The 12,692-nt window shown below is 34.3% G+C and carries 9 protein-coding genes and 1 tRNA gene; 9 read left to right on the top strand and 1 reads right to left on the bottom strand.

Annotation, left to right across the window (positions count from 1 at the left end):
• Position 1: 1 nt before the first annotated feature.
• The 9 genes from znuA to AC5LXI_RS14250 all read left to right on the top strand — a co-directional run bounded on the left by znuA (position 2) and on the right by AC5LXI_RS14250 (position 11,400).
• On the top strand, positions 2 to 940 hold the full coding sequence (znuA, locus tag AC5LXI_RS14290; RefSeq protein WP_493442938.1) for a zinc ABC transporter substrate-binding protein ZnuA: 939 nt from the start codon (positions 2 to 4) through the stop codon (positions 938 to 940).
• Between the two features lie 29 nt (positions 941 to 969).
• The gene (mepM, locus tag AC5LXI_RS14285; protein ID WP_493442937.1) at positions 970 to 2,331 is read left to right on the top strand and encodes a murein DD-endopeptidase MepM; all 1,362 of its coding nucleotides are present in this window, start codon (positions 970 to 972) and stop codon (positions 2,329 to 2,331) included.
• 123 nt (positions 2,332 to 2,454) lie between these two features.
• Positions 2,455 to 4,779 carry a bifunctional glycosyl transferase/transpeptidase gene (gene mrcB / locus AC5LXI_RS14280; RefSeq protein WP_493442936.1) on the top strand — a complete coding sequence of 775 codons (2,325 nt, stop codon included), beginning with the start codon at positions 2,455 to 2,457 and terminating at the stop codon, positions 4,777 to 4,779.
• 13 nt (positions 4,780 to 4,792) lie between these two features.
• On the top strand, positions 4,793 to 5,602 hold the full coding sequence (gene mutM / locus AC5LXI_RS14275) for a bifunctional DNA-formamidopyrimidine glycosylase/DNA-(apurinic or apyrimidinic site) lyase (protein ID WP_493442935.1): 810 nt from the start codon (positions 4,793 to 4,795) through the stop codon (positions 5,600 to 5,602).
• A 392-nt stretch (positions 5,603 to 5,994) separates the two neighbouring features.
• Complete coding sequence (gene tolB / locus AC5LXI_RS14270) at positions 5,995 to 7,290, top strand: Tol-Pal system beta propeller repeat protein TolB (protein ID WP_493444321.1); 1,296 nt, start codon at positions 5,995 to 5,997, stop codon at positions 7,288 to 7,290.
• A 172-nt stretch (positions 7,291 to 7,462) separates the two neighbouring features.
• Entirely contained in the window at positions 7,463 to 7,936 is a 474-nt protein-coding gene (gene pal, locus AC5LXI_RS14265) for a peptidoglycan-associated lipoprotein Pal (RefSeq protein WP_493442934.1), read from the top strand.
• Positions 7,937 to 8,003: 67 nt separating this feature from the next.
• The gene (ybgF, locus tag AC5LXI_RS14260; protein WP_493442933.1) at positions 8,004 to 8,732 is read left to right on the top strand and encodes a tol-pal system protein YbgF; all 729 of its coding nucleotides are present in this window, start codon (positions 8,004 to 8,006) and stop codon (positions 8,730 to 8,732) included.
• Positions 8,733 to 8,868: 136 nt separating this feature from the next.
• Positions 8,869 to 8,944 (top strand) — tRNA-Lys (locus AC5LXI_RS14255).
• A gap of 338 nt (positions 8,945 to 9,282) precedes the next feature.
• Positions 9,283 to 11,400 (top strand): TonB-dependent receptor, encoded by a 2,118-nt coding sequence (locus AC5LXI_RS14250; protein WP_493442932.1) that lies wholly within the window; start codon positions 9,283 to 9,285, stop codon positions 11,398 to 11,400.
• Between the two features lie 51 nt (positions 11,401 to 11,451).
• Here AC5LXI_RS14250 and pepT read toward each other — a convergent pair whose 3' ends face one another.
• Positions 11,452 to 12,681 (bottom strand): peptidase T, encoded by a 1,230-nt coding sequence (gene pepT, locus AC5LXI_RS14245; protein ID WP_493442931.1) that lies wholly within the window; start codon positions 12,679 to 12,681, stop codon positions 11,452 to 11,454.
• Between the last annotated feature and the right edge of the window lie 11 nt (positions 12,682 to 12,692).

Below are 12,692 nucleotides of genomic sequence, written 5' to 3'. Positions count from 1 at the left end.
AATGAAAAATTTGACTAAAAACACTATACAAATTCTACATCTTCATTTATTAGTTACCTTATTTTTTATTGGATTTGTTACTAATGTTAATGCCACAATAATTTCTTCCGTAAGACCTATAGGTTTTATTACCGAAGCAATTGTATCTGGCGTAGCAAATACAGATATATTGCTACCAGATGGTGCTTCCCCTCATACCTATTCATTAAAACCCTCCGATTTGGCTAAAATAAAAAATGCTGATTTAATAATTTGGGTTGGTGAAGATATGGAATCTTTTATGCCAACTGTTTTAAAAAATGTTGATGACCAAAAGCAGATAGAATTAATGGATATTCCAGAAATTGAAACTTTGCTTAGAACTAGTCGTCGTGACGATAATAAACAAATGGTTCATAATCATCATGTTCATCATCACGGTGAATATGATGAGCATATTTGGCTTTCTCCTAAAATTGCTAAAATTATTGCAAAGTCAATTCATGATAAACTCGTTGAACTTTACCCTAATAAAGCACAGTTGCTTGATGCAAATCTGGACGAATTCATTACAAATCTATCAGAAACAGAACAAAACATTGCAAAAAAACTAATTAACGTCCAAAATAAAGGGTATTTTGTGTTTCATGATGCTTATGGGTATTTTGAATCACAGTTCGGATTAAAAAATCTAGGAAGTTTTACCATAAATCCAGCAGTACAGCCTGGCATTCAAACTGTCTATGCAATTCAAAAAGAGTTAGCGGAGCACCAAGCCGCCTGTGTTTTTAGAGAGCCACAGTTTAGCCCTGCAGTTATTAAGAAGTTAGTGAATGGTACAGATGTTCAAATTGGTGAGTTAAATCCATTAGGGACAGGTATTCCTGTAAAAAAAGATGCTTATTCACGCTTTTTATTAGCATTGGCTCAACAGTTGTTGGATTGTTTAGATAAAAAATAGTTTAGATAATAAGATAGTTAAGGTTAATTTTGGCACAGCAGATTAAATCCTCAAATATTGGAAAAAATAAATTAAAAATTCCCTATTTTTCAGTATTAGGCGTCCTTGTTGTTGTTATTTTAGTAACTATATTGTGGCGACCTTTAAATTTGGATCGCACAGTGTATGTTCCTTTAAATTCTCAATCTCAAACCACAGTTACAGATATTCCTTCGTCTTCAGTTGTTGTTGATGATGGACGAATTGATATGCTTGGTGATAAATCTAAAACAGACAATGTCACTGAATCGTCTGATGTTCCTGAAGATGATATCACTAAAGATGAGTTAGATGATCTTGTTGAAGAAAAAGATAACACGGTACAATATACCATCTCACGGGGTGATACACTACACGATATTTTGAATCGTTATAATGTCAATAAAAATGATATTGCACAATTAACAGGTAAGTATAAACAACTTGCAAATTTGAGAATTGGTCAGCAGATTAGTTGGACAACTGATGATAATCATAATTTGCTAACTTTTAATTGGACGATATCAACGAATAATGTTCGAATTTTTGAAAAGTCTGGTAATAAATTTATAGAAAGTAATGAAACTGTCGAAGGAACTTCACAAAATAATATTATTACTGGTGAGCTGAAAACTAGTTTTGTTGCCGATGCGCGTAAAGCTGGTTTGTCTAGCAATGAAATTGGTATTATTACGCGTGCATTACAGTGGCGATTGGATTTTAGACGTCTTAAAGTAGGCGATAAATTTGCCGTATATTTAGCTCGTGAAATGCACGGAAACCATTTATCAAATAGTAAATTGCTTGGTGTTCGCATTAAAAATGGCACTAAAGATTATTATGCGATTCTAGCTGATGACGGCAAATACTATGATATTAATGCAAGTAGTTTATCTCAAAGTTTTTTTCGATATCCTTTAGCTAAAAAGGCTCGTGTATCGTCAGGATTTAACCCGCGTCGTTTAAATCCTGTTACAGGAATAGTTACACCTCATAATGGTGTTGATTTTGCAGTATCGAGAGGAACGCCTGTTTTATCTGTAGGTAATGGTGAAGTTGTTATTGCAAAATACAGTGGTTCTGCAGGAAACTATGTTGCTATTCGCCATGGTAGACAATATATGACAGCATATATGCATTTAGACAAAATTTTAGTAAAACCAGGGCAACAAGTTAAACAAGGTGATAAAATAGGTTTATCTGGTAATACTGGGCGATCAACTGGTCCTCATTTACATTTTGAACTACATATTAATAATAAACCTGTTAATCCATTAACGGCCAGTTTACCAATTAATGAAGGTTTAACCGGTAAATCTAAAAAAGCATTCATAGAAAAAGTTAAAAATATTAAGCCTCAACTTAGTTTTTAATTAATTTTTTATATTCAAATATATTATTTAAACTAATAATTCCTATTTATAACAAGCTCAATTATTCATTGAAAGTTGTGTTATCATAAGGCAATTATATTTAATCAAAATATTAGGTGCAGTTTGAATAAACAAACTAAAAAGCAATCGGCAAAAAAAGCTTCAAAGAAAAATAAGAAAAGATTGTGGCGTCGACTTTGGTCGTTGCTATTCAAATTATTTCTCATCTTTGTTGCTGTGACGGTCGTTTATGGGATTTATCTAGATCAACAAATTAAAGAACGCATAGATGGTAATGTCTGGGAATTACCAGCTGCTGTCTATGGACAAATAGTTGATCTTGAACCAGATAGTGATTATAGCCTTAGTGATGTCGTGACTTTGCTAAAAGGTGCGCAATATCGTCAACAAGATAGTAAAGTAACTCGCCCAGGTGAATTTATTGTTCAAAATGGTGCTGTTGAAATTTATCGTCGCCCATTTACTTTCCCTGATGGTGAAGAACAAGCTTTCCGTGCCAAAATAACTTTCTATGACAATAGAATCGATCGTATATCTAATTTGGATACTGGTCGAGATTTTGGATTACTTAAGATTGATCCTAAATTGATAACAATGATGCATTCACCAAATGGTGAACAACGGCTTTTTGTACCTTTAAAAGAATTTTCTGACTCGTTAGTAAAAACCTTAATTGCAACTGAAGATAAACGTTTTTATGACCATCACGGTGTGAGTTTATATTCTATTGGTCGTGCTATATATGTTAATTTAACTACTGGGCGCACTGAAGGAGGAAGTACACTAACACAACAGACTGTTAAAAATCTCTTTTTAACTAATGAAAGAAGTATAAGTCGTAAAATTCGTGAAGCTTATATGGCTATCATTTTAGATGCTCGTTATAGTAAAGAACGTATTTTAGAACTTTACTTAAATGAGGTTTATTTAGGTCAAGCTGGTAGTGAAGAAATTCATGGCTTCCCATTAGCAAGTCTTTACTATTTTGGTCGTCCAGTAAATGAATTGACATTAGATCAACAAGCAGTTTTAGTCGGTATGGTTAAAGGTGCTTCATACTATAATCCTTGGACACAACCACAACAAGTAATTGAACGTCGTAATGTTGTGTTAAAACTTGCTGAGCAACAAGGAATTATTGATGAGGAATTATATAATTTGCTCAGCCAACGTCCACTTTCGGTTTTACCAAAAGGTGGTGTGATATCACCACAACCAGCATTTATGCAAGTTGTCCGTAGTGAGCTTCGAAAACAACTGGGTGATAAAGCTGATCATCTTTCAGGAATGAAAATTTTCACAACATTCGATCCTGTTGCTCAGGCAGCAGCGGAACAATCGGTTACCGATGAAATAGAAACATTACGTAAATCGACTAATAAAGAGTTGCAAACAGCAATGGTCATTGTTAGCCGTGAGACAGGCGAAATCCGTTCAATTATTGGTAGTGCAGAGCCTCGTTACCCTGGTTATAACCGAGCTTGGTTAACAAGACGCGCAATTGGTTCACTTGCTAAACCGTCAACTTACTTAACTGCATTAGGTCAACCAGGACGTTATCAGCTTAATACTTGGCTCAATGATAGCCCGTTATCAATCAAGCTTGATAATGGTACTTATTGGCAACCAAAGAATTTTGATCGGAAGTTTCGTGATAAGGTGATGTTAATTGATGCGTTAGCGCTTTCACTTAACGTACCTACAGTTAACTTAGGTATGGCATTAGGTTTAGATGCAACCAAAAATACTTTACAAGCATTGGGAGTACCTGAAGATCGTATTCCTAATTTACCTTCTCGTTTATTGGGTGCCCTAGAATTAACCCCATTAGAAACGGCACAAATGTTTCAAACTATTTCCAATAATGGGCAACGTGCGCCGCTTACTATTTTAAGATATGTATTAACTGATAAAGGCGAGCTTGTTTATCAAAATTACCCACAACAGATTCAAGCGGTTTCTCAACAAGCTGCTTATTTAACAACTTACGCAATGCAACAAGTGGTTGAATCAGGGACATCACGTTCATTAAAAGGTAAATATGGCTCATTTAATTTAGCGGCTAAAACCGGAACGAGTAATGATTCACGTGATAGTTGGTTTACCGGAATTGATGGTAAAAATGTTGCTGTAATTTGGATAGGACTTGATGATCATTCTCCAATGAAATTAACTGGGGCCACAGGTGCATTAAAAATATATAGTGAATACTTACAAAATAATCCACCGAAAAAATTACAACTCCCAATACCACAAAATATCTTTATGGTACCTATAGATAGTGGGGGGCAATGGCAGTGTAATGGAGGAGGAGTAAGGACTTTACCTGCATGGACGGTAAATCCACAAAGCATGTGTGTTGTTAACTCCCAAACTGAGCCTAATCAATCGGCACCAAGTTGGGTTACTGACATGTTAAATAATTAAATGGGGTTATCATATGCCTGAGTTGCCAGAAGTAGAAACTAGTCGACGTGGTATTTTACCTTATTTAAAAGGCCAAACTATCAAGCAAGTAATTGTTCGACAACCCAAGCTTCGTTGGCCTATTGATACGGCTATTTCTGATGCTAAAGGTCAAGTTATAGTAGATATTAAAAGGCGTGCTAAGTATCTATTATTACAATTGACACATAATTGGATTGTCATTCATTTAGGTATGTCTGGTAGCTTACGGATATTAGATTCAAACAAAACGCCAGATAAACATGATCATGTTGATTTGGTATTAGAAAATGGTGTGATATTACGCTATACCGATCCACGGCGTTTTGGTTCATGGCTTTGGACTAATTCGATTGATGAATTAATTCAAATGAAGCATCTAGGCCCAGAACCTCTAAGTAATGATTTTTCTGCAAGATATCTATTGGAAAAAGCGACTAATCGAAATATTCCAATTAAAAACTGGATTATGGATAACCATATTGTGGTAGGTGTTGGTAATATTTATGCTTCAGAATCATTATTTTTGGCAAAAATTAATCCGCATCGAAAAGTTAAGAGCCTAACTTTAATAGAATTTAAGCGATTAGTAACAGCAATTAAGCAAGTGCTCACCAAATCTATAGAACAAGGTGGTACAACACTTAAAGATTTTGTTCAGTCTGATGGTAAACCTGGCTATTTTGTACAAGAACTCAAAGTATATGGGAGAGATGGCGAAAAATGTTTAATTTGTGAATCTGATATAAAGTCTCATCGAATAGGGCAACGTAATACATTCTATTGTGAAAATTGCCAAAAATAGTAAATAAACATTTTTTTAAATTTTTTCTTATCGATCATTATTTATATTTGAATAACTTTAGTCGAATTCAATTTAAATAAAAATATTCACAAATTACTTTTAATTACATTAAAATCTGAATTGTATAGCTAATATACAATAGTATTTGTGAATAAAAAATAACAAAATAATGCAAATAAAAAATCTTTTTTACTCAAAAGGCTATGGACTTGTTATGTAATTTCGGCTATCTTTCAGGCTGTAAAATTATTTATATTTTGTAAAAAATGATATCGGCTACTGTGTAATAGCACTATGTTAATTGTTAAAGATTAGATCTTTTTGTGTTTATACATGGTTGTTATATTTATTTTAACTTAATGTACTTCGTTTTGATTAAGGAATTTAAGATGATCAAATTTGCTTCTCGCTTTTTGATAGCTTGTTTTGTTTTATTATCTACAATGATGGTTACTGCTGAAGTTAGAATTGTAATCACTGATGGGGTAAGTTCTGCTAAACCAATTGCAGTCGTCCCATTTAAATGGACTGGTAGTGGCACACCGCCACAAGTTATAGATAATATTGTTGCTTCTGATTTACGCAATAGTGGTAAATTTAATCCAATTGATGTGGCTGCAATGCCGCAAAGACCAATTACTGCTTCTGAAGTCAATTCTAGTGTTTGGAGCAATATTGGTGTTTCTGCTGTTGTAGTAGGAACAATCCAACCCGATGCCTCTGGAAAATATCTTATTACCTATCAATTAGTTGATACGGTTGATCGTCCAGGTACTGTCTTATCTCAAAATCAATTTTCCATAGAACAGCGTTGGTTACGTTATGCTGCCCATACAGCAAGTGATGAAATTTTTGAAGCATTAACTGGTATTAAAGGTGCATTTAGAACACGTATTGCCTATGTTGTTAAAAATAGTAAAGGTCCTTATACACATGAATTACGTGTATCTGATTATGATGGATTTGATCAAATCACCGTACATCGTTCAAAAGAACCATTAATGTCACCAACATGGTCGCCTGATGGCAAAAAAATAGCCTATGTAACTTTTGAAAGCGGTCGTTCTGCATTAGTATTAAAAACATTAGACAGCGGGGCTGTTGAAACTATTGCATCTTTTCCTCAACACAATGGCGCTCCAGCATTTTCACCAGATGGTAGCAAATTGGCTTTTGCGTTATCGAAAGGTGGTAGCCTAAATTTATATATGATGAATTTAAGATCTAAAAAAATCACCCAAATTACCTCAGGTCGCAGTAATGACACTGAACCTTCATGGATGCCAGATAATCAAACTATAGTTTATACTTCAGATCAGGCAGGGCGCCCGCAACTTTATTCAATCAACGTTAGTAGTGGAGCATCCCAACGCGTGACTTGGGATAATACCCAAAACCAAAATGCTCGCGTATCTCCAGACGGTAAGTTTATTGCTGTAATTTCTACTAATAATGGCGAGCAACACATTACTCGATATGATGTAGAAACTAATACATATCAACGATTAACTGATACGTTCTTAGATGAAACTCCGAGTATTGCGCCAAATGGCACGATGATTATCTACAGTTCTTCGCAAGGTTTAGGTACAGTTTTAAATCTTGTTTCAACTGATGGTAATTTTAAAGCAAGGTTACCAGCGACTGATGGGCAGGTAAAATTCCCTTCTTGGTCACCTTATTTATGAGGAACGGCTAAATTTTAGACAATATTATAATTATTAAAATTGTGTAAATGTTATGGTCGTTATAATATATACACCTAATCTATCGAGTTGGTAACAAGTGTTACTTTGAAGTTGGTTAGAAGTATAAAAAAATATAAGTAATAATTTATTTAAACACAAAGGAGTTAATACAATGCAATTTTCTAAATTTCTTAAGGTAGCCGCAGTTGCTTTACCATTAATCGCTGTAACAGCATGTACTACTACCAACATCAGTAAAGTAGGTAACGGTTCTTTATCAAAAGAAGCTTTAGAGCAACTTCAAAAACTACAACAAATTAACACTGTTTATTTTGATTATGATAAATACAATGTTAAATCAGAGTATTCAACATTATTAAATGCACATTCAATCTTTATTCGTGCTACTTCATTTTTAAATGTTATTATTGAAGGTCATGCTGATGAACGTGGTACCCCAGAATACAATATTGCGTTGGGTGAACGTCGTGCAGCAGCAGTTAAATCTTACCTACAAAGTAACGGTGTTTCTGGCGAACAACTTTCAATCGTTTCTTATGGTAAAGAAAAACCAGCAGTATTAGGTCACAACGAAGCAGCTTATGCTAAAAACCGTCGTGCAGTAATCACTTACGCCGGTTTTTAATTCCATCTTATGACGGCTGATTTATCAGCCGTTTTTTATTCTTAAGTTTGCGTCGAGTTTACATAATATGTATAAAAAATTACTCACATTGTCCTTATTTCTTTTATTTGCTGGATATGGTTGTGCAGCAGATAGTTCTGATGTGGATAGAATAATACAAGCGCAAGGACAGCTGATCCTTCAAAATCAACAAAAAATTAATGAACTACAATCAGATGTAGACACACTTCGTGGTCAATTGGAAGAAACTAAGCATCAACTTAATCAAACAATTGAGCGCCAAAAAATGATTTTACAGCAAATGACTAATGGGATAGGATTCTCAGCAAACCCAAGTGCTGCAAATGACAGTTCTGACTCTACATCAAGTATTGATGCCGCACCATCATCTTCAAATTTATCTAGGTGGTCGGCTTCAGGTAATGATAAAACGGATTATAATTTCATCATGCAATATATTAATGATGACAAGCAGAGTGATGACGTAATTGTAGCCTTTCAAAATTATCTAAAAGCCTACCCAAAAACAAATTACCGTGCAAATGTAAATTATTGGCTCGGTCAACTTTGCTATAAAAAAGGCAAAAAAGATGATGCTTCATTTTACTACGCAACTGTAGTAAAAGATTTTCCTTCTTCTCCAAAAGCAGCAGATAGCCTTTACAAAGTAGGTGTAATTTTACTTGATAAAGGTGATAAAAAGAATGCTAAAGCCGTTTTTCAACAAATTGTAAACAAATATGTTAAAGATAAAAAGACAGTTGATCTAGCAAATAAAAAATTAGCATCTTTGTAATAAAATGTATAAATAAACAGCTTTTAAACGAAAATAGTAATAAAAAGGTTGCACTACCTTATAATTACAAGTATTATAGCAACCCGAAATTGCTTGAAGCATTAATAAATAAAGTTGAAAGTAATTTTATCAAAATGGGTTGTTAGCTCAGTCGGTAGAGCAGCGGACTTTTAATCCGTTTGTCGAGCGTTCGAATCGCTCACGACCCACCACTTCCTTTAACATTAAAAACTCACTCAAACAAATCTAGCCAAATTAAGCTTGTTGATTAATCAGCTAATAAAAAAGCATGATAAAACAAACTATTAGCTAATAATAGATTAATCTTTAAAAAGCAAATTTATCAAAATATCACCATACCTTTTCACTAATTAAATCGATTCTATTTCATATCAAATAAAATATACATTATTCAATAATATATAAATTAAGCCATATATTAAACAGTTAGAAAATAGAAAAAAAGTTGTAAGCGTAAATAATAATCATTATCATTATTAGTTGTTATTTTAAAATTAATCAAATAACACAATAAAAAATAGGAAAAATAATGAAATTAGTTAATCAATTAGTCTTACCTTGCGTATTAGGCTCATCTGCTTTTATAGCATACGCCCAAGATAAAGTTAATGATAATAATGATATTGAAACTATGAAAGTTGTTGCAACTATTAAGGATAATAATGATCAGCGCATAAAAAAATCATCTACTGCAACTAAAACATCTTTTGATATTAAAGATATTCCTCAAACCATTGATTCTATTAACCTTGAGCAACAAAAAATTTATGGACAAAACGACCTAAGTGTCATTGTAAATAAATTGCCTGGAGTCGATGCAACCTATGATATGCGGGATGAAGGTATAAAAATCCGAGGTTTTTCGGCAAGTTCGGGTGATATTTACCGTGATGGTGTGCGCGCAAGCGGACAAGTTAGACAAAGTACTGCTAATATAGAGCGAATTGAAGTATTAAAAGGGCCTGCTTCCGTACTTTATGGAAGAGGTTCAGGTGGTGGAATAATCAATATGATCAGTAAAAAGGCAAACTTTGATTCACCATCAACGTTTAGTTTGCGCGGTGGTTCTTGGGATAAATATGGTGGAATGATAGATGTTAACCATGTTTTAAATGATAAGTTTGCGGTACGAATGACAGCTGATCATCAATCCGATAAAGGTTTTCGTAAAGGCATTAAACAACGAGATACGATGGTATCACCAAGTATATTGTATGATAATTTAGAAGGATTCAATTGGTTAGTACAATATACTAATGATAAATTGTGGCGTAAACCAGATAGGGCGCCAGCTTATTATGATTTACCAAAAGGTGTTTCAATAAAAACAGCCTATGCTCACCCCGATGATTATGTGAAGGATAATTTTAATTCATTACGTTCTGTGATGGGATATGAATTTAATCATGCTTGGTCTATTAAATTAACCAATATGTATCGTAAAGCTGATCAAAATTTCGATCATCTTTATGCTGGTAATTATTGTGATTTGAATGGTAAATTAAGTAATGGTAATCTTTGTAACTATAAAGGTAAGTTGAAATTCCGGCGTGCTTGGCAAGAAACATCGAATAAAACCTACAGTAATACTCTTGATTTAGCTGGCAAATTTAATACCGCAAGTATTGCTCATGATATGTTAATCGGTGTTGAATATAATATTGAAAAACGCGAACCACGATTAGCTTTAACTAGCCTATATCCGGAAGCTATTGACCCGTACCACCCTCACTGGAACTCGAAAAAACCTCACTATAATAAACTGAGTACTAAGACTAATCATAAAGCTACCTCTAAAGGATTTTATTGGCAAGACCTAATCAGTTTCACCGAACAATGGAAATTACTTGCTGGATTACGTTATGACAATTATGAGTTCGCTTCAAATAATAAATTGAATCATCAAAGTCGTTCATATGATGGTAACTCATTAAGTCCTCGGGTTGGCTTGATTTGGCAACCGATGGCATCACAAAGTTTCTATGCTTCATATAGTAAAAACTTTGCACCTTATGGTGGTCGTGGCCTCATAACTATTGCGACTGATTCTAAGACGGTTTACGATGATAAACCTCAGTATTCACGTCAGTATGAAATCGGAGTTAAGAGTGATTGGTTTGATGATAAACTCTCTTCGCAAATCGCACTCTATGACTTAGAGCTTTATAATGTTCGTTACCAACCAGACTCGGTCAATGATCCTTATAATTGGCAAGTAAGAGGAAGTGATCGCAGCCAAGGGATAGAACTAAGTGCTATTGGACAATTAAATAAAAATTGGTATATCAATAGTGGTATTGGTTATCAACAAGCTAAAGTTCATAAAGATAAAAAAACACCAGCTAACCAAGATAAATATTTATCTAATACTGCTAAACAAAGTGGCTATTTAGGAATACGCTACCTACCATATGAGAACTGGTTCACGGAAGTGGAATTTAATTATAAGGGCTCAATGTATAATGATGATAAGAATCTCGTTAAACGCCCAGGTTATGGAGTTTGGAATGCTGCAATTGGGTATCAAACGCGATCGGTTGATGTAACCTTAGCATTAACCAATTTACTTGATAAAAAGTATTGGCGTTCCAGTAGTATGCCTGGTACTCCTAGAGCTTTCTTGTTAACTGCAAGTTATAAATTATAAACTTGATAGGTGCTTTTAAGAGGGAATTGCATTCCCTCTTTTTTATTCTTCTTAAACTTTAGCCGCTAATTCAATAATTTTCATGGTGACTTCAAAGGATTTTAAGAATGATGATAATGGTAAAAACTCAAAGCAAGAATGGAAGTTATGGGCGCCAGTAAAGTAATTTGGTGTGGTTAGGCCCCTTGCTGATAATGCTGAACCATCTGTTCCGCCACGCATGGCGATAGTATTTGGTTTAATTCCCAATAATTCAAATGATTGATAAATCAAGTCAATACAACGACGGTCATCACCTAAGTAGTTAGCTATATTGCTATAGGTATCGGTAATTTGACATTCAATTTTTGCTCTAGGATATTTACGGCTGATAAAACTAATCACCTCTTGAATGTAAGTCTTACGAGCTTCATAGTGAGTTAGATCAAAGTCGCGAATACTCATTTTTAATGTAGTCGTGCTTTGGTTGCCAATAATATCATTAAACCAGAAATATCCTTCTTTACCTTCAGTATGTTCAGGTGTTTCACAGCTATCAAAACAGTTAATAATATCATTTGCGATGCGGATAGGATTGATTAAGACATTTTTTGCTGACATAGGATGAGCTGATACCCCCTCAATCTCAATGGTAACTGCTCCGGCATTGAATGTCTCATAAACGACTTCACCCAATTCACAACAGTCAATAGTATAAGCAAAATCAGGTTTAAAACGTTGTAAATCAAGTTTTTTGGCGCCATTTAAACCAACTTCTTCATCCGGCACAAAAGCGACATAAATATCGCCATGTTGACAATTTCGTTGTTGCAATTGATCTAACATGGTCATGACAACGGCAATTGCTGCTTTGTTATCAGCACCAAGAACACTAGTACCATCAGTTACAATCAATTCTTCATTCAGATATTTTTTCAATTCTGGATGTTCAGCTACCTTAAACCAAATATCTTTTTCGCTGTTTAATAAGATATCTTCCCCCGTAAAAGTTACACGTTGTGGATTAATCTTATCAGATAGCGCAACATCAACGGTATCAAGGTGTGCAACAAAACCGATTTTCGGTGCATGCGGTGTGTTACCTGCTAATTTCGCAGTGACAATGCTATGTTCATCAAGAAAAACATCTTGCATATTCAATGCAATTAACTCTTGTTTGAGTTGTTTAGCTAACTCAGTTTGTCCTAGGGTAGAGGGGACAATTGCCGAGCCAGCTTTGCTCTGGCTAGGAATACTTACATAACGTAAAAATCGGTCAACTAATTGTTCGGTAATATTCATAATTTAAATCC

It is taken from the genome of Gilliamella sp. LMG 34361 (assembly GCF_984569075.1).
Note: the sequence above shows the minus strand (reverse complement) of the source record. Positions and strands in the feature narration are given on the sequence as shown.

Excerpts from the sequence above, each read along its gene's own strand:
- pal (WP_493442934.1), top strand. The coding sequence starts at position 7,463 with ATGCAATTTTCTAAATTTCTTAAGGTAGCCGCAGTTGCTTTACCATTA.
- pepT (WP_493442931.1), bottom strand. The coding sequence starts at position 12,681 with ATGAATATTACCGAACAATTAGTTGACCGATTTTTACGTTATGTAAGT.
- znuA (WP_493442938.1), top strand. The coding sequence starts at position 2 with ATGAAAAATTTGACTAAAAACACTATACAAATTCTACATCTTCATTTA.
- ybgF (WP_493442933.1), top strand. The coding sequence starts at position 8,004 with ATGTATAAAAAATTACTCACATTGTCCTTATTTCTTTTATTTGCTGGA.
- mutM (WP_493442935.1), top strand. The coding sequence starts at position 4,793 with ATGCCTGAGTTGCCAGAAGTAGAAACTAGTCGACGTGGTATTTTACCT.
- AC5LXI_RS14250 (WP_493442932.1), top strand. The coding sequence starts at position 9,283 with ATGAAATTAGTTAATCAATTAGTCTTACCTTGCGTATTAGGCTCATCT.